Raw genomic sequence first — 18,906 nt, 5'->3', positions numbered from 1 at the left:
CCAGAATCAGGTGCACTTTTACCCCTGAATTACCTCTTCAGCGGCAAACAAGTGGATAAAGGTATCTTAATTAGCCCAGTTCCGCGGGATATACGGAAGCAAGTGGAAAAACAGCATCTAATCTAGTTAGTTTTCGCTACTGTGGATGAAATGGGCAGATTTAAGTGTTATTTTTCCAACTGTTGGTTTAGATGCTGCCATTCGTTCATCAGCAAGTGGAGGAAATCCAACTAATTCCGCTTCCCCTCCCCTCTGCGCTTATCCAATTCACTCCATTCACCTTATCGGGTGCAAAAACTTTTAGAGCCAACGGCAATTTGTCCGTTGGCTCCTTTCTATCTTCCCGTTGCATTATAAACCGGACAGATGAACTCCTGGGAGCCTCCAGTTTCACGTTCATACACCCGTCCCCTTCTTCTCCTCACCAACGCTCTCATGCCATTTTAACCCAATGTATTCCTTGATCTGCTCCGCCAGCAGGGCTGGCGGCGTAGAAGTCGAGTCAAACGTAGGCATCGGCGGATCATAATCTGTATCCGCATGCTCAAGCAGCCACCGGGCGAACTCTTCATGCCGCTTCAGCATACCGTCATTCCACATCGCTGCATCTTCACGGGTACGCAGGCGGCTGTTCCGGGTAGAATCATCACAGTGCAGATTAATAAAGTGCAGTTCACTAAATGTACTGTAGACATCACATTTCCTGGCATCCCAGGGCATGAACGTTCCACATATAATGGTCCCTCTTCCCGACATGGCGACCGCATGGGCACAGTGCAGCAGCACGTTATACCGGTCCTGATATTCCAGCTTCCCAGCCGTTGTCCCGAAATTATCGTTATCCGTGCTGAACAGCACAAATTCAGGCATCCGCCCTCTCAGTTCGTGCATAACCGTAGTCTTTCCCACGCCGCTGGCTCCAGTGATAATGAATAATGGCAATTTCGCTTTCATAATCCCGCTCCCTTTAGGTATTCCGAAACAGCTTAATCATACCGGTGTTTGAGGACCGTTCATATGCCGGGAATGATTTAAGGTATTCCCGCCATAAACAATCCTGCACATAATACAACATTTCCCTCGAGATCCCGGCTTAAATCCAAAATTGTTGTACAAAAGGCAAGATTTCTCCTCCTGCAAGCGGTTTAAAGGAATAAATCTTGTATTTCATACAACAATCTGTCCAAACACCTAGGTTTCTGGCTAGCCAAGTTGCATTACGTACAACATTTAAGCCACATTGTCTGAAGAATCCCAGGTCTCCCAGCAACCAATGAGGCGCGGAAACACATATAATAAAAAACCAGCTGCAGCGCAGCCGGTCGGTTACTGTTCATATTTTCTCTATGATATGGCATTCAGAGCGTTCTTCATTTACCGCTAAGTGCACGTATCTTATTTCGCATGGACTCCTGATGGCTGGCAAACTGCTTATGTCGATGTCCGTTGGCGCCGGAAGGATGAGGGAATCCCCATAGACAGTCTCGTGCATCCAGCATCCCGTCCGCTACCAGCCGCTGAAGCACCTGCTCTACATTTTTGCCCAGAGGTATGATTAACGGCTGATTCATGAGACTGAGTTCATCTTGCAATGAGCGTAAGACAGTCTGGTTCAGAAAAGGGTTGGTCAGCAGAGGGGGATGGGTTCCGTTATAATTATTCCCCGCCACAAAAACCGGAAACCGCAGCAGAGAAGTGGTGTGCAGCAGCTCATGCTGATCCTGAAACAAATCTCCGCAAGATCCGGCACCCAGATATCGGTGCAGTTCAAGCGCGTCCAGCATGTCAATTAGATGGGTTCTCATGGTTCCGGCAAAGCCGGCCGCTTCCTTCGCCAGCCTGCACACTGCCTCATCGGAGAGTCCGGCCTTAAGGCCGGCTTTGGCTGCCTGCAGCGCTATTCTCATTTGTGTCCATCCGGGCGTAATTCCGATAATCACTACTTTGGCAGCAGGATTGACATACTCGTTGTGCGGAGCATAATACATTTCAAGCAGGCCGCTGCGCTTCATGAGCAAGTCACTGGCCAGCAATTCCGCTTTGGACAGCATTTTATCTTCCGGGAGCCCAAGAATCGTCTGTTTATACTTGTTCAAATGACTGGAAATAAGCATGCATCCACTCCTTTCAAGAAATCTCAGGGTATAACCTGCGCTTATCACTCCGCCAGTTCATACAATGCCGGGTCTTCCTCCCGGATGAAAGGCGTCCATTCCCCCGTCGTGTACAGCTGAAGCACATGCATCGCCCGTGTACATGCGGTATAAAAAAGCTTCCGCTCGTTCTCCCTCCGGTACGTCTGCGGGGAAGCATCATAGATCAGCACAGCGTCGAACTCCACGCCTTTGGCCAGATAAGCAGGAATCACCTGTACCCCTTTCTCAAAAGTAGGCGTGTTCTTCGTGATTAGCCGCAGCTCAGCGGCGCCTCCAGCGGTCAACTTCTTATAAGCTTCTATACTCTCAGCCGCAGTCTTCGTAATCACGGCAATTGAAGTGTACCCTTCCGCCTGAAGCGTGGCAAGATCTTTCACTATGCGTTCCGCCTTCATCTCATGGCTCTCCAGCTTAGTTAGAACAGGCTTTCTGCCTCTCCGCTCAAAAGGGACTATCGCCTCACCGCCGGGCAACAGCGGCTTCGTGAACTCCACGATCTCATAAGTTGACCGGTAGCTCCGGACCAGCTGATACTGCGTAGTCTCCGCCTCTCCATACAGCTGAACCAGCGGTGAACCCGCACCTGACAAATTCGTCGCCTGGGTGAAGATTGCCTGGCCGAAATCACCAAGAACCGTCATACGGGCGCGGGGAAACAGCTTTTTGAGAAACTCATACTGGAACATGGAGTAGTCCTGGCCCTCATCAACGAAAATATGCCGCACCTGCGTGTTCGTCCGGACGCCTTCGATCAGCTCTTTTAAATACAGATAGGGTGTCGCATCTTCATAAAAGAGTTCCTGCCCGCTCAGCTTCTCCTTCGTCTGCGCACAGATTTCCGGCCAAAGCTCCGGCACCTCCGCTTCACCTGTCATTTCCCTGTAGGCCCGTTCATCAGTGAACAGCTGGCGGTATAACCCGCTCATGTCGATAAATGTGAACCGCTTGATTCCCCGTCTCAGAGGTCTGAACTGCTCCTTCACGATCATCTGGCCCAGCAGCTCTTCCTCACGTTCGGCGTAATCAAAATCACTCTCATCCAGCTCGCGCTTGTGCACCAGCATTTCCTGAAGCCGGAGGTATTTCTCGGCAAAGTCAAACACCCCCTTCTCTCTGTGCAGCATGCCGTATACCTTAGCGTATTGCTCATTATCGAGGTAATTCATCTCCTCCTCTACCCAGGACGCTCCCTGCTCTTCCTTTTGTAGTCTGGCCAGCTCTTCCAGCAGCCATTTCTGCACCAGGGTGACGCGGTTCGGCAGACGAATCGAAGGATCATAGCTATACAGCCTGGTCTTGATCTGCTCTCCTGAGATCAGCACGCGGTCCCGGAAACAGATGTCGTTAAACAGCATGCCCTCTTGCTTGAGCCACTGCGAATAGCCCTGAAGTGCCCGGAGGAAGGCTTCCGATGCCTTATATTCAATAGCCTGAAGGCGGGAGCCATAACTCCTGTCCTGCTCCCCGGTCAATACATATTCAATCTGATCAAACGGATCTTCAAGCCGGAATTCCGGACTTAGCCAAGTTTCCAGATATTCCTGAAAAGTCGTCTGCTGCATATTCTCTTCACCCAGTTCGGGAAGAACAGTAGACACATAGCTGTTGAACATCGGGTTAGGGGAGAACAGCACGATCTGATCCGCCGATAGCCGCTCGCGGTGTTTATACAGCAGGTAAGCTACACGCTGCAGCGCTGCTGATGTTTTGCCGCTGCCGGCGGCTCCCTGCACAATGAGCATCTGGCTGTTATCGTTGCGGATGATCGCATTCTGCTCCGCCTGGATGGTTGCCACGATACTTTTCATTTGGGCATCCGCACCCTTGCCGAGCACCTGCTGCAGCAATTCGTCGCCGATCGTTACATTCGCATCGAACAGATGCTGAAGCTGGCCGTTACGGATCTGGTACTGCCGCTTCAGACTCATTGTTCCGCTGATCCGTCCTCCCGGTGTGTCGAAGGCTGCTTTTCCCGGCGGATAGTCATAGTACAGGCTCGCAATTGGAGTACGCCAGTCATAGACCACAAAGCTCAGTCCGTCTGTATCGACGAAGGAGGAGACCCCGATATAGACCAGTTCTTCAGCACTTTGCCCATCCTCATGAAAATCAATCCGCCCGAAATAAGGGGACGGCAGCAGCCGCTTCATATTCTTCCACTGCTGCAGCTTCCGCGCGTGGCTGCGTTCCCGCTCAGATAAGACGGCATCCTGCTGAGTTATGGTAAAGAAGCTCTCTTCAAAGTCTTCCTGGGTGCTGGTATTCACCGTTACCTCTTCCCAGAATCTTTTGCGGATATCTGTTGCCTGCTCCTTTAACCGGCCAACCTCCGGCTCCAGGTTAGCAATCCCCGATTTCAGCTTTTCTTTTACCTGCTCCAGCCACTCCTGTTCCTGCTCCCAGCTGCTTATCTTCTCCATCACCCGACCACTCCCTTTTCTTGAATGATATTCCTTATCTTCCCCGCTGCAATAATCCCAAACTGGCGGGTTGACAAACCGGATGTCCATTTGCTATAATTAAAATATAAGTAAGATGCATTACCTCCGTTCTTTTTTAAAAAAGTCAACAGTTCTTTAACATTAACATATTACTTCTTTGTATGCAATACTTCCCGATACATAATTAACCCTGGCGCTTGCGCCAGGGTTTTGTTGTTCAGATATAAGAAACTGAGTATAACAGACTTCCTACGGCTGCCTGTTTACCAGCACAGCCTTAAACCGGGCGCTCTATGGTAAAAACCTCACCAATCCCCGCATAATTATTCCCTGCCAGGCGGCTTACCGCTCCCAGCTGTACCGGATCAATTCTCCCCTGATTATAAATATCCTCATCGATATGAAACTGTACAATCCTGCCGATAATCAGGTCATTATTAGGCAGCTCCAGGCAATGCTCAAGTGTACATTCCATCCGCACCTTCGCTTCCTTAACCCCCGGAACAGTAATCTGCAGGCTATCTACAGGCGTCAGTTCGGCTAAAGCAACTTCACTCTGGTCCGGTGGCAGGGGCGCTGCGGTGATATTCACCTGCCCGACATTCTGCTGATCCACAATATGAACGACAAACTCCTTCGTCTGCATAATATTCCGCGCCGTATCCTTGGACTGGCCCGCAGCATGCTGAATCGAAATGGAGATCATCGGCGGGTTGGAGGAAACAATATTGAAGTAGCTGAACGGCGCACCATTCAAAATCCCCTCTCCCGACATCGTCGTCACAAAAGCAATCGGCCGCGGGATAATACTCCCGGTCAGAAGCTTATAATTATCCCGCTCGCTATTCTGCAGTGGATCAATTGAAATCATCTTAGCATCCCCTCTTCTCTGAAAGTCGGTTAATCTACTGCTCTTACGGTAAAAGGCAGCAATACCTGCTCAAGCTGTTCTCTGTGCGGCTCATATTGTGCCGGCAGCATCAGGTGGCTGCCCATCGTTTCCGGCGTTTCGTCATGGGCGAAGCCAGGAGGATCAGTAGCGATCTCAAACAGGATCTCCCCATGCTCTCTGAAGTAAATAGCATTGAAGTAATTCCGGTCCTGAACAGGCGTTACTCCATATTCATTATCATGCACATATTCCTGCCATTCAAGCTGATCCTGGTCATCCTTCGCTCTCCAGGCAATATGATGCACGGTGCCGACACCCATTTCGCCGCGCTGTACCGCTGTTACCTTCAGTTCAACCACATTTCCGAGGTCCGCAGTGGAATGGTAACGGGCGATATCGCCTTCTTGTCCTGCGAATGTAAGTCCCATCACCTTCTCCAGCAGCTCAGCAGTCTGCTCCGGATGCGTGGACAGCAGTGTCGCACCACCGAAGCCCTTGATCGCAACCTCCGGAGTTACCCCGCCGAAGGTCCATTCGTTACGCTCTCCAGCCTCCCGTTCCACCAGTTCGAGATGAAGACCGTGGGGATCATCGAATTCCAGATACTGCTCGCCAAACCGCTCCATTTCGGTAAAAGCAACCTTGAACTTCGTCAGTCTTTCTCTCCAGAAAGCCATCGCCCCTACCGGAATCACATATGAAGTAACGCCGACCTGCCCCCCGCCGATTTTACCCTGATATGCATCTGCCCACGGGAAGAAAGTAATAATCGTCCCCGGCTTGCCGCCATTGTTGCCGAAGTAGAAGTGATATGTTCCCGGATCGTCGAAATTGACCGTTTGCTTAACCAGCCGGAGTCCCAGCACACCTGCATAAAAATCCATATTTTCCTGCGGATGGCCGACAATTGCGGTGATATGATGAATGCCCATAGTTTGTTTGTTCATTTAAATTCACTCCTAATTAAATTTGGTTAGCTTAGATTAATATTTTATCTTTACTTTAAGATATTAGGTTAAATATTATCTTTAAGTTAAGATAATTTATATTCTCACTTTACTTTTTATTATTCCGCTTGTCAAGCACTTGTCTATCTCTCTTACTATTTACAATCCTGCACAAAATACAACATTCTCCTCCCAAAAACGTCCATAATCGAAAATTGTTGTACGGAATGCAGCATTCCGCCTCCTCCAAGCCGCTGAAAGAGATAATTCCTGCATTTCATACAACAATCCCCTCGAATACTTAGGTATTTATGAATCAAAGTTGCAATATATACAGCATTTTATAGTTTTATAACGTGAGCCTTAAATAAGCGTTTTTTCATAGAAGCACAAAGTCAGCTTGTCATTGATCTCTTTGGTCTCACCTGTTCTTCTGTAACCCAGCTTCTCATACAAGTAGCAGTTTCTTTCCTCTTGCACGATGGTAGCCAGCCCCCAAGACTTGGCGTCAGCATAGATGCGCTCAATCTGATTGAAAACTTGCTGGGCAATGCCTTGACCTTGATATTCCGGCAAGATAAATATTTGGCCGAGCCAATATTTCTGCTCATCTGTCTTCTTGACTCTGATACTGCCTGCCGCAACACCCGCATTCCGGATGATGTAATAATCTACACAAGCTTGATTGAGCCGCTCCACTACTCTGTCTACAGTCTCATTAGCAGGGTTCGTACCATAATCCTGATATTTCTCGAGCAAGGGCAGGAATGCCCGGGTCTGCATCTCATGAATCGCTGCCGCATCTTCTGCTACCGCTTTACTTAAAGTAACTTCCATCCTATGTACCTCCAGATTTTATACAAAATATACATAATCCAAGTGTTCGCCGACCATCCCTGCAATATGTTGATTCGGCCTTGTCTGATACATGGTGAATCCGATACTCTCATACATCCGCCGGGCAGGAACCAGATCATCATTTGTTGTTACAATAATTTTCCGGACTTCATTTTGGAGGATTCTATTCACTGCTTCTTGCAGCTGCATTTTACTGTAACCTTTACCTTTGTGGGCTGAAGCAATGCAGTTATGGCCGATTTCCGCAACCTCAGGCAGGTTCCTCGGGTCCCAGGAAACGAAGCCGACAGCTTCATCATGCAGCGTTGTGATGAACCCGTATTTATCTGCAATCGGCGGATTGTCAAAGAAAAAGTTATCAAATTCCCGCCATTCAGCAAGGCAGCTTTGCTCATACCGGCAATCAAAGGCATAGGCATCTTTCAATAATTCAAACAATATTCCCCGTTGAAAACTGCTCACCTTCTTAAATTCAATACCCATGCCTCGCCTCCTCGCCAGCTCCTCTTTAATTCACTTCCAAACATTACATTGAATTACATCATTCTACCATGACATATTGCATGTAAGTGATTGGACGCGAACAGGCAGAACTTCACTAAGGAAGCCCGCCTGTTTACACTTATTTCGCCTTTACCGGCTCCAGAAGGTTCAGATCATACAGGTTGCCGCTGCCCTCCGGATGATCGTTACGGATATGCTCTTCGAGGCAGAGCCTTCCGCGATCTGAACGGTACTTCTTGCTTTGCGATAATTGATTCATCAGACTTTTCCAGGAACCGCCGATGTCGTCACTGCTACCAAGCATGGCATACAATCCTCCCGGCAGCTGCATTTCCTTGAAAGGCTCTGGAACAACGACGGCCGCTGGAATTGACGCACACATCCCGTAACCATAGGGTTTGCCCGCACTGCTTGGCATGGGCTTCATATTACCACCGAAGAGCCGCGCCGTACCCAGCAGGTTCGCTGACTTCAGCCAGTCCATTAAAAAGCCCATCGCTTTGTCTTCGGGAGCTGCGTCCACAACAATATGAAAAGCCACTCTCATGGGAGGTAAATCGATAATTTTGAATACATGCGGTTCCGTTAAACTGCTCATAAATACAGCCTCCGTCTCGGTAAGAATATTATCCAAGTCCAGCTTGCCTTCGTTCTGCCGCTCAAGGTATTCCAGGACCCGGTTTAACTGCCGTTCAACAACCCCTATCTCTTCCCTTTGCTTCCTGATAGAATTCAGTTTATTCACTATGACTTTGCTAAGCCCGGCTACTGAATTCGCAATAATCACTGACTTTATTTCTTTGATCGGTATGTCCATCTTCCGCAGCACTGCCGTGATCCGAATACATGCCAGCGCATGTTCATCGTAGACACGCCATCCCGAGGAAACATCTCTACCGCTTTGGAATAACCCTTCCGCTTCCCAGTGGCGCAGCGTGCGGCTCGTCAGCCCAAGCTGCTCCGACATTTCTTGTATAGCAACAGATCTGTTCATTTCGCTCTCCTCTCTGAGATCTCATAGCTATCGTATCACTTGACGCCGCGTCAAATTCAAGGGGTGTTTCCATAAATCCAATAATAAAAATTGACTTTCGCCCGCATGTATTGTAAAAATACAGTAATACAATAGTATACAACTTTGCAATGACGAAGAGAGTACGCATAACGAATACTCCAGAGAGCTGATGATTGCTGCGAATCAGTGTAGGGATTATGCCGAAGTGGGCTTCTGAGCATCCAAACCGAACCTTCAGGAAGTAGGCTTTGGCGAAGGTCTCATCGTTACAAGAGACGCGTATTCAGGGCATATAGCGATGTCGCGATACGTTTAAGCGGGTCCGGATCATAATCCGGGCTAATTAAGGTGGTACCACGGGGTTCTCTCGTCCTTTTCAGGATGAGAGGACCCCTTTTTGATTACATAAACGGAGGGATAACATGAGTAAGGAAATTGTATTAACCGGAATTAAGCCTACGGGCAAAGTCCATCTGGGAAACTACATCGGAGCAATCAAGCCTGCCCTGCAACTCGCCGGGGCCGGTGATTGTACTGCACTTTATTTTATCGCTGACTATCATGGATTAACTTTCATTCAGGACAGAGACGAGTTTCGTGATCTGTCTTACGGTATCGCAGCTACATGGCTGGCACTGGGACTGGACCCGGAGCGGGTAGTCTTTTATCGGCAATCTGATGTGCCGGAGATCTTCGAGCTTCACTGGATTCTATCTTGTCTGACTTCCAAAGGTCTAATGAACCGAGCCCATGCGTACAAAGCCATTCATGAACAAAATATTCAATTAGGCGTGGATGCAGATGCAGGAGTCAATATGGGCCTGTTCACTTATCCGGTGCTGATGGCTGCGGACATTCTGCTGTTCCAGTCTGACAAGGTCCCTGTCGGTAAGGACCAGATTCAGCATGTGGAGATCGCCAGAGATATTGCCGAGGGCTTTAACCGGATTTATGGAGATACCTTCAAGCTCCCTGATTATAGGGTCGATGAGAACACATCCGTGATTCCAGGGCTGGACGGGCGGAAGATGAGCAAAAGCTACAATAATACGATTCCGCTGTTCGAAACACCAGAAAACCTGAAGAAGCTGATCAGCAAAATCAAAACGGACTCTACGCCTCCCCAGGAGCCGAAAGACCCGGATACGTCAAATATTTTCTTGCTGTACAAAGAGTTTGCGGCTCCCTCTCAAGTACAGGATTTCAGGAAGCAATATCTAAGCGGCATTAGCTGGGGTGAGGCCAAACAGGAGCTGTTCCAGGTGATTAATGCTGCTCTGGATGAACCCCGGAAGAAATACAATGAGTTCATGGCAGCGCCAGAGCAGATCGACGCGATCTTGAGTGAAGGTGCCCGGAAGGCAAGAGCCATAGCTGCTCCTCTGCTTGCGCAGGTCAAAGCGAAGATCGGGCGTTTTTAAATAAGCTCCCTGGAGCGGAGTTTAACTCAAACGGACGGTATGGTAAAATTATCAAATTCAAACTTTTACAAATAGCCGGTTGGGAGGCAATAGCTATGAACGTACGTAACTCCACGTATAATTTCCAGAATGTCAGTAACGGGGCAGAATCAGAACTGCTGCGCCTGCAGGAACAGGCTTCGATGGGCTGGAACAAAGAGTACCGCACCTTGCAGCAATTCGGATTGGCAGACGGGATGAAGGTTCTGGAGGCCGGTGCAGGTCCGGGATTCGTTACCGCCCAATTGCTGGAGCATTTCCCGCACAGTGAAATCACAGCCCTTGATATCGATGATGCTTTACTAGAAGAGGCTAAGCTCAGGTTAAGCCACATCCCCGAATCACGGCTTACCTTCGCCCATGCTTCGGTGTATGAGACTGGACTGCCCGACAATCAATACGATTTTGTTATTGCCCGTTTAATCTTTCTTCATCTACATAACCCGCAGCAGGCAGCAGCAGAGCTTAGACGTGTCCTCAAACCAGGCGGCAAATTAGTCATTATTGATGTGGACGACGGTGTCTTCGGGGCAATCGAGCCTGAGATCCGAGTTATGCCTGCTATTATCCAAAAGCTGGTCCAGCAGCAGGCTTCAAGAGGCGGTAACCGCAATATCGGCCGAAGCCTGCCGCGCCTGTTATCCGGCTCCGGCTATACAGATGTAGATATGGATGCCATCCTCCAGCATAGCGATCTGCATGGTATAGAAGGCTTCAAACGTCAATTTGATATTAACCGGTTCACCGGGTTCTATAAGAAAGGGATCATTACGGAATATGAGTATGAGGAATTGAACAGAGCCTATGAACAATTCGACCATTCCCCGGATGCGCATGCGATGATGCTATTTTTTATGGCCTGCGGCACCAAACCTTAATAGAGTACTATAGCATTCCGTTTAGTCTTGGTGAGCTATTGTCATAGACAGCACAAAGAAACCACTTCTTTAAAAGGTTTAATCCTACTTTAAGAGTGGTTTCTTTTGTATAAAATCGTTTCCCGCTTAAACAGCGGAGAGGACGGAATGATTGTGGAAAAGCGGCAGCGGTCGCCTTTGTCCCCGGATTTTCACCGCTAAGGAGAATCAATAAAATCTGGGGACAACAGCGATTGGAACAACAGTCCGTTCGCGCAGCGTCCACCCAAGTGCTCACGTTGATCCTGCTCAAGACAACAATGGCTACAACCTCAGAAACAACCGTTCCCCGCTAATCCGTATATATCTGTACATCCCGGCGCAGACCGCTGCCATAATAACACCGTAGCCCAGCAAGATGAGATTTCCATTCACCGAACGAAGCAGCATGAACAGCGCGGCCGGAACAACCAGACTGATGAACCCCAGAATCATCGATACCAGCACCGCTGCGCTCTGCTTGATCGCTGTTACCTCACTTGTCCAGTCCAGCTTAGGCAGCTTCAGGTTCACAATAACGCCCAGCATGGCAGAATAACAAGCGTAGATCACCGGGATCACAAGCATTAATATACTTTCCATCCATCCGGTCCGCAGTGTATAGATAAGCAGCACCCAGCTCACGGCAATGACCGGTAGCGTAATGGTGAGATTCACAGCTACTTTGCTGAGTATAATGGCGGGTTTAGAGACGGGCGAGCTTTGTAAAATCCACAAATGATTCCCTTCAAGCGAAATCGAACTCGCCGTAGTGCAGCTCAGAACCACAAATAAAGAAACCACAAGCGGACTCAGCGTGCTCAAATACTCCGATAGTTGCGGAATGTCGAGCACGACCCCAAGCTTCTCTGAGCTGACGAACAATAAGGAAACCGACATAACCAGCAATAGAACCATACCGATGCCTGTGTTCAGCACATAATTGGCTGAGCTGAAATAGCGGCGCAGCTCTTTGAGATACAACGCCTTAAAAGCAGAATTCGCCTGCAGCGGCTTCATGGTATATTTGCTGCCTGAGCGGCTGGTCATAAGGCCTGTATGAATGGCTTTGTACCGGGTTGCCAGCACGGCGGAGAAGAGTACAAATGCAAGGACAGACAGGGCAATGAAGAAGATCAGTGAACTTACTTGGTACGAGCAGACCGCATCGACATACACGGACGCCAGGGGATACAGCTTAAAGATCGCATCACCCAGCCCTGCCCCCATATCAGCAAGCTCCTGCTGGTCTCCATCCAGATTAAATGAACCCAGCATGAAGAGAATAAGGACGGCGAAAGTGAACACTACACTAATCATCTTGCTTGCTCTAAATCTCGAAGACACCCAGCTGATGAGTGCGGCAATGATCGTTGCCGCTATAATCGGCAGCAAGGTGATGAATAAGAGCGTCATTAGAAAGAACAGATAAAACAGCACTCCCGGATTCACTTGTATCGCATACACCGCACCCGCAGGCAGCATAACCAGCAGTGTAAAAAACAGATTCATCACATACAGCTGAAGCACACGGCTTGCCACCACATGACTCGTCTTCACCGGCAGCGACATGATCATATCATAATCCTTATAGCTGAATAATACCCCGCTGGCCTTATAGACCGTGGTGAAGAACCCGACAATCGAAGTAACGGCCATCATAATCGCCAGCAGCAGATCCATCCGCCCCAGCTCTTCAAATGCCATCGCCATCATGAAGCTGTAGCTGAAGGAGAACGCCCCAATCATGAGCACACCGGCCATAATCGTTATGCTGAGCAGCAGCGCCTTGCGTCTCTCTGCCGGGTCTTTCGTATGCAGCGCTTTATTCAGCCCGAAGGAGGACAGCAGCTGCAGCTTCGTCAATCTCCAGATATTAATCATTGTCGATCAGCTCCATGAATACTTCCTCAAGGCTGTTCTTGCCCTTCACCTCTTCAGTGCTGCCATGAGCAATGAGCTGGCCTGCCTTAATGATCGCGATCTTATTACAAATCTTCTCTGCCGTATCCAGCACATGCGTCGAGAAGAAGATCGCCCCGCCGCTGCTGCATAGCTCAGCCATGATGGTTTTCAGCGTATGCGCAGCTTTGGGATCCAGGCCTACAAAAGGTTCATCCAGCACCAGCAGCTTCGGCTCATGAATAAGCGCAGAGATAATCGCAAGCTTCTGCTTCATCCCGTGAGAATACGAGGAGATCATATCGCCCAGATTAGCCGTAAGCTGAAAGGCATCGCTGTATTTTTGAATAAGCCGCTCACGGTTGGCCTTGGATACTCGAAATAGATCGCCGATGAAATTCAAATACTGGATGCCCGTAAGATGATCGTACAGATCGGGGTTATCCGGAATATAGGCAATATTCGCCTTGCAGGCTACCGGATCTTTTTTAATGGAGATTCCATCAATTTCTATTTCCCCTTCTTCAAAATCAAGAACACCTACTACAGCGCGGATGGTCGTTGTTTTGCCCGCCCCGTTGTGTCCGATGAAGCCATAGATATCGCCCCGTTCGACCACTAAGCTTAAGTCATCTACCGCCTTCTTCCCGCCCTTATAGCTCTTCGTAAAATGTTTAATCGTCAGCATGTTCTCTCACCTCTTCATTGGTGTCTGCAAATAAATATAATACGTACAGCCCTCCCTAATCGTTCATTTGCGATCACTAAATCCCGATCTCCCGCATTTTCACCGTAATCATCTCCACCCGGCCCTCTATGTCCTTGCCGCTATATTTCGGCAGACGCATCTCGCTGACGATTCTGCCGTCACACATGAACATAATCCGCTCCGTCCTCGCAGCAATCGTTGCATCATGAGTGACCAGCATGACCGCAGTACCTTCCGCGTTAATTTCTGACAGCAGGTTCATTATGCCCTGAGCCGCTGCCTGGTTAAGTGCACCGGTCGGCTCGTCAGCAAAAATAATGCCCGGGCTGCTCATCAATGCGCGGCATATCCCTGCACGCTGAAGCTGCCCTCCCGAGGCCTGCGTAATATCCCGCTTCGCCAGCTCCGCGATTCCCACCTTCTGCATAAGCTGTCTTGCTTTCTCTGTAATCCCTGCTGCGTTGCGCCTGTTGTCACGCATGGACGGAAGGATAATATTATCCAGGATGTTCAAGTTCTTCATTAATGTCGGCTGCTGAAACACAAAGCCCATTCCCGTTCTGCGCAGGTCAGCAAGCTCATTCTCCGCAAGTGTCCCCAGATCCCTGCCGTCAAAAGTAACCCGTCCGCCGTCAATCCGCTCCATTCCGCTCAGCGCAAACATCAGCGTCGACTTGCCAGAGCCCGAAGGTCCCATAACCGACACGAACTCCCCTTCTTTAATTTCGATAGACACTCCGCCCAGAACATTACACTTGTCATCACCGGAGCCGTAATGTTTGGTTATATTTATACCGGTAATCATCATCTTCATCTCCATAACCTACTCCTTAATATTCCCGGATATTTGAATTCGCCCTGTTCCTGCTGTACCAATAATCGTGGCGATCAGCACTGAGCCTGCCATCATCAGCGGGCATAACACATACGCCGATAGCGGATTGATCACGAACTTGAACGATGAAGCTCCAAACGAGGAAATCAGCACCCCCGCTAGTACCTGCCCGAGCGTGTTTGCCAGCAGTGTGCCGAGAACCATCCCGATAAGCAGCACGAATACCGAACGTGAGAAATACTGTACAGTCAGATCCGAATTTGTAAACCCGAGTGACTTCATGACAGCAATGGAATGCCGGTCCTTGGCCACAAGCATCCGCATAAACAACAGCGTAATCAGTACATTGATGAACAGCATCACGGTAATGGCTACCCGGGAGGCCTTACCGACTGAGCTGATGGTAGAGCCGAAGGTCTGTGTAACATATTCATCAATGCCCGACACCTTCGCATAATTGAAGCGGTCCGCATATTCGGTTACCTTACTGCCGGTTAGCGACGGATCTGCAAGCTCCGCATAAATAACGGACCACATAACCTCAGCCGATCTCGTAGTGAACACCGCTTTGGCTGTTTTCCCGCCATTGGTCACATCCGAATAAATGCCGCTTACCGTGAGCTCCCTGGCCTCCCCGTCGATCATCAGGCTAAGAGCATCTCCGGTCTTTTTACCCAGTTCATCCGCATTCACAGCGGAGAGGGCAATTTCATGCTCCGCAGCCGGTCTGTTTCCCTGGGAATAAGCCACCGGGAAGATCGAATGATCGCCAAGCTCAACCTTTAACCGTTCCTCCGATCCATCCTCCAGCTTCACCTTGAGAGCCTGCGTTGTCAGCACTGCATAGCGGGAGATGGCTGCATCCTGCTCCATAGCCTGTGCAATATCTGCCGCCTTCACGGCAATATTACCGGTCTGCTGAATATCCAGGCGCAGATCACTGTCCCCGATTCCCATGTAGGTGATGAAGCTTTTGGAGGCAATCGTGTTGTAGAGGTTCTGGGGAACAATCATAATAAATGCAGAGATCACGAGTACAGCGAGCATTGTGCCGTATAGACTTTTCCTCGACAGGACATCCTTGACGCCTAGAAAAACATTCGTATTCAGCAGCCGGTTCCCGCTCAGATTGAAACGCTTCGAGCCCGCCGGTTGTTCCTGTGAAGTACCGAAGCGGATGGCTTCTGCGGGGGAAATCTTCCGGAAGCGTGTAAGCACCCTATTCACATAAGCGGTAACCGCAAGGAATACAAGCAGAACACCAATGCCCCCGCAGGCTAAGGCAAGCGCAGAGTTCTCACTCTCCCCCATGTATAACCTGATATTCTCAAGCAGCAGACCTCTGAATACGAACGAAAGCGCGAATCCGAGAATACTGCCCAGCGCCGCCACACCTGCGTATTTCGCAAGATAGATTTTCTTCAGGTCAGATACACGTAATCCGATGGCTTTCATCACACCGATCTCGCGGTAATCACTTTCTATGGTTGCAAGGAGCGTAAAGCGTATACACATAAATGCAATAACAACCACCAGCACGCTTGCCAGGAGGATGACTGTAATCATGAGTCCGTCGGATATGGCATTAAGCATTTTGAATAGCGGATAGGTTAGGGTCGGTCCGTTGGCTTCAAGACCTGCTGCGGTGTAATCTGATTCGAATGCGCCAAGCGTGGACAAGTCCTTGAGTCTGAATTCAATCAGATATTCGGTGCTTCCTGAATCCTTAATTTCTGCATAATCATGCTCGCTGACGAGGAATCTCTTGGACGAGGCAAGCAGCGAATTCATCTGTGAATCACGCAAAAAACCTGCTACAGTGAGAGTCTTGCCGGCCACTGCGAGCGTACTCCCAACCTTTGCTGAGCCGTTCTTCATATAGGTAACCGGAACATAGACCTCACCGTCAGCTGCCGTAATCACGTTCCCGTCCAGGTCCAGCAGATAATCAAATTTCCCGCTTTGCGTACTGAAGCCGTTATCCTGAACGCTGTCCGCAAGCGATTGGCCGTCAATCACAATCCTCGTACCTTCAACATTGAGGAAATCGAGCACCTGAAATTCGTCAACCTTGCTGTTCTGCTCGGCAAAGGCGGTAAACCGCGGCTTATCCAGTTCACCGGAATGCATCTGCATGAAATGCGGTGTTCCGGCCTGCTTCATGAGCGTATCAATGGCCCCGGACAGATTGACGACCAGGATTGCTGACAGAGAAACCAGCATCGCTGCGGCAGCCACAAATATCATCGTGGTCAGGGTAATCCCTTTGCTTTTGAGAATATCATTGCGGATTATTCGGTAGTACATATGTCACCTCTGTTCTCAAGGCTTCTAATTGATTTCAAATGATAAATGATGAGCGAGGCTAAGCTTAACAGCAGCCCTGCGATAATAATAAGCAGTCCCATGCCCCGCCCGCTGCCTGTGCCGATGACCCTCCCCACACTGCCGGCAAGCACTCCGCCTGTCACCAGCAATGGAGTGAACACATAATCAGCCAGCACACCGGATAGCGTATAAGCGGCGACAAACCCCAGTTGTGACACCAGTCCAATCAGTGACCAGGCTCTTCCCTGAACGGAATTATCGATGTTGGTGCGGACCAGATAATCCAGGGCTGTGTTCGTGAATGGCAGCATGGCAAAAAAGAGAAATCCTGAAATGCCAAGCAGCACAATATTCTCACGGAGTCCGAAAGCCGCCATACTTATTCCCGAGCAAAAGAGCGACACTGACAGGATTTTGACAAAACCCTTCTTCATCGGCAGCATTCCTATGATCACACTCGACACAAGCATCCCCGAAGCAATAATAGTCTCAAGCGTCCCTAATACCGCACTGTCCGAAAAAGTCAGGATCATCGGCATGGACAGGGTCTCAATGAAACCAATAAAAAATGTCATTACAGAGGTCATAACCACAAGCACGAGCACGCCCCGGTTACCGGAAACAGCTCTCCAGCCGTCTTTGAATTCACGGATAAAGGGTTGTGCATGCCCGGAGCTCTTCGGGGAAAGACCGCTGCGTACAGCAAGTGTTACAGCAACAGTTACGAAAAATGTGCAGATGTCGATGACCAGCAGCAGCTTCACATCTGAAACAACGAGCAGAAATCCGGCGATGACAGGCGAAATCAGATATTTGGCCGAACCGGCCACCTGAACAAAACCGCTAGCCTTCGTGTATTGCTCCTCGCTGAGCAGATCCGTAACCGTAGCCTTGTAAGCCGGATCAAGCAGCGAGGAGAACACCGAGCTAATAGTCACTCCTATACAAATCTGCCACAGCTGCGCTTCTCCGTTCAGTAAACAGATTAGAATGAAAATAAGTCCTGTTGCGGAAAGACTGTCGCCCAGTACCATCAGCAGCCTGCGGTCATAGCGGTCCGCCAGCACCCCCGCTAGCGGACTCAACAGCAGCGAAGGCATAAACGCCAGCAAAGTTACCAGTGCCATGGCGGATGCCTGACCGGTCTGCTGAAAAATATAAATCCCCAGCCCGAACGAGGTAAGCCCGCTTCCTATTGCTGAAATCAGCTGCCCTGACCAGAGCAGCAGAAATTTACTGAACCCTTTGCCGGATCTATTCGCCGTCTTCATCTCTGGCTTCCTCTCCGTTACCGAACATCTGCATTACGCTCATCAGACTTCCGCTTTCGGCCCCGAGCAGCCTTTCTACATTCGAAATAAACGCCAGTACCCGTGACATGCGTACCTCATCCGTCATTTCAACCATATCATCATCAAAAATCGTGTTCGCATAGATCACAACCATTTCCATACATTCATAGGGGTACTGGGTGTTGAATATTCCCTGCTCAATGCCTTCGCAGATAATCGGTGTCAGGATCGGCGGAACACCGCTGATGATCGCTTTTTGAATCTTCTGATGCATAAGCGCGTTCTGCGGCTTGTGAATATGCTCCATGATTTCCGTGCTGCTTCCGTTTCCGCCGCTAATGTTCAATGCCATAACCACGCGGAGAATCCGGTCAATGACAGGTATGCTCTTGTCAGCGGCAATGTGCTGCGCAGCCCCCAGAATATTGGCATTCGTCCGTTCAATCAGCGCATCCATAATATCCTCCTTGGACTTGAAGTGATAATATAGCGTCCCCCGTGCAATCCCGACCTTGCCCAGAATATCGCCCGTGCTGGTTCCGTCAAAGCCCTTCTGGCCGAAAAGCTCTTCCGCTGCGTCAAGAATTTCATTTCTGCGTATTTCGGCTTCTTTTACAATTCTCATGGTTTAGTTCTCCTTAAATTGTACCGACCGACTGTCTGTCGGTAAT

16 protein-coding genes and 1 other annotated feature are annotated in these 18,906 nt (G+C 49.4%); of the genes, 2 read left to right on the top strand and 14 right to left on the bottom strand.

The genetic code is table 11. The features are described 5' to 3' along the window. Positions 1-396: 396 nt before the first annotated feature. From NSU01_RS13350 to NSU01_RS13315, 8 genes are all read right to left on the bottom strand, one after another. On the bottom strand, positions 397-954 hold the full coding sequence (locus NSU01_RS13350) for an AAA family ATPase (RefSeq protein ID WP_042136051.1): 558 nt from the start codon (positions 952-954) through the stop codon (positions 397-399). Between the two features lie 416 nt (positions 955-1,370). Next, positions 1,371-2,114, bottom strand: coding sequence for a hypothetical protein (locus tag NSU01_RS13345; RefSeq protein WP_076246694.1), 744 nt, complete (start codon positions 2,112-2,114; stop codon positions 1,371-1,373). A gap of 44 nt (positions 2,115-2,158) precedes the next feature. Then, on the bottom strand, positions 2,159-4,576 hold the full coding sequence (gene helD, locus NSU01_RS13340; RefSeq protein ID WP_076246696.1) for an RNA polymerase recycling motor HelD: 2,418 nt from the start codon (positions 4,574-4,576) through the stop codon (positions 2,159-2,161). Positions 4,577-4,874: 298 nt separating this feature from the next. Then, on the bottom strand, positions 4,875-5,468 hold the full coding sequence (locus NSU01_RS13335) for a flavin reductase family protein (RefSeq protein WP_076246699.1): 594 nt from the start codon (positions 5,466-5,468) through the stop codon (positions 4,875-4,877). A gap of 29 nt (positions 5,469-5,497) precedes the next feature. After that, a complete protein-coding gene (locus tag NSU01_RS13330) occupies positions 5,498-6,436 on the bottom strand; it encodes a ring-cleaving dioxygenase (protein ID WP_076246702.1) in 939 nt (312 codons plus the stop codon). A gap of 363 nt (positions 6,437-6,799) precedes the next feature. Further along, positions 6,800-7,273 carry a GNAT family N-acetyltransferase gene (locus tag NSU01_RS13325; protein ID WP_042136042.1) on the bottom strand — a complete coding sequence of 158 codons (474 nt, stop codon included), beginning with the start codon at positions 7,271-7,273 and terminating at the stop codon, positions 6,800-6,802. Between the two features lie 18 nt (positions 7,274-7,291). Continuing rightward, on the bottom strand, positions 7,292-7,777 hold the full coding sequence (locus tag NSU01_RS13320; protein ID WP_042136040.1) for a GNAT family N-acetyltransferase: 486 nt from the start codon (positions 7,775-7,777) through the stop codon (positions 7,292-7,294). A gap of 139 nt (positions 7,778-7,916) precedes the next feature. Further along, a complete protein-coding gene (locus NSU01_RS13315; RefSeq protein ID WP_076246705.1) occupies positions 7,917-8,792 on the bottom strand; it encodes a MerR family transcriptional regulator in 876 nt (291 codons plus the stop codon). Between the two features lie 140 nt (positions 8,793-8,932). Then, positions 8,933-9,191, top strand: a binding site (T-box leader). A 44-nt stretch (positions 9,192-9,235) separates the two neighbouring features. Here NSU01_RS13315 and NSU01_RS13310 point away from each other — a divergent pair. Both NSU01_RS13310 and NSU01_RS13305 read left to right on the top strand, forming a co-directional pair. Further along, a complete protein-coding gene (locus NSU01_RS13310) occupies positions 9,236-10,234 on the top strand; it encodes a tryptophan--tRNA ligase (protein WP_076246707.1) in 999 nt (332 codons plus the stop codon). A 95-nt stretch (positions 10,235-10,329) separates the two neighbouring features. Further along, positions 10,330-11,151, top strand: a complete 822-nt coding sequence (locus tag NSU01_RS13305) for a class I SAM-dependent methyltransferase (protein WP_076246710.1) — start codon at positions 10,330-10,332, stop codon at positions 11,149-11,151. 303 nt (positions 11,152-11,454) lie between these two features. Here the strand turns inward: NSU01_RS13305 and NSU01_RS13300 are convergent, their stop codons facing one another. From NSU01_RS13300 to NSU01_RS13275, 6 genes are all read right to left on the bottom strand, one after another. After that, positions 11,455-13,053: a hypothetical protein gene (locus NSU01_RS13300; RefSeq protein WP_076246712.1), complete on the bottom strand. Its 1,599-nt coding sequence runs from the start codon at positions 13,051-13,053 to the stop codon at positions 11,455-11,457. Then, entirely contained in the window at positions 13,046-13,759 is a 714-nt protein-coding gene (locus NSU01_RS13295; RefSeq protein ID WP_039308926.1) for an ABC transporter ATP-binding protein, read from the bottom strand. Before NSU01_RS13295 ends, NSU01_RS13300 begins: the two co-directional genes overlap by 8 nt. A 76-nt stretch (positions 13,760-13,835) precedes the next feature. Beyond that, entirely contained in the window at positions 13,836-14,594 is a 759-nt protein-coding gene (locus tag NSU01_RS13290) for an ABC transporter ATP-binding protein (RefSeq protein ID WP_179093587.1), read from the bottom strand. Between the two features lie 9 nt (positions 14,595-14,603). Next, the gene (locus tag NSU01_RS13285) at positions 14,604-16,922 is read right to left on the bottom strand and encodes an ABC transporter permease (protein ID WP_076246717.1); all 2,319 of its coding nucleotides are present in this window, start codon (positions 16,920-16,922) and stop codon (positions 14,604-14,606) included. Then, positions 16,907-18,214 (bottom strand): MFS transporter, encoded by a 1,308-nt coding sequence (locus tag NSU01_RS13280; protein WP_076246719.1) that lies wholly within the window; start codon positions 18,212-18,214, stop codon positions 16,907-16,909. Before NSU01_RS13280 ends, NSU01_RS13285 begins: the two co-directional genes overlap by 16 nt. Then, positions 18,198-18,860: a TetR/AcrR family transcriptional regulator gene (locus tag NSU01_RS13275; RefSeq protein WP_042136024.1), complete on the bottom strand. Its 663-nt coding sequence runs from the start codon at positions 18,858-18,860 to the stop codon at positions 18,198-18,200. Before NSU01_RS13275 ends, NSU01_RS13280 begins: the two co-directional genes overlap by 17 nt. Positions 18,861-18,906 lie beyond the last annotated feature (46 nt).

The sequence above is a fragment of the Paenibacillus sp. FSL H8-0259 genome, from assembly GCF_037963255.1.
Taxonomy (GTDB): Bacteria; Bacillota; Bacilli; order Paenibacillales; family Paenibacillaceae; genus Paenibacillus_AQ; species Paenibacillus_AQ phytohabitans.
This window is presented reverse-complemented; position numbering and strand designations above follow the sequence as displayed.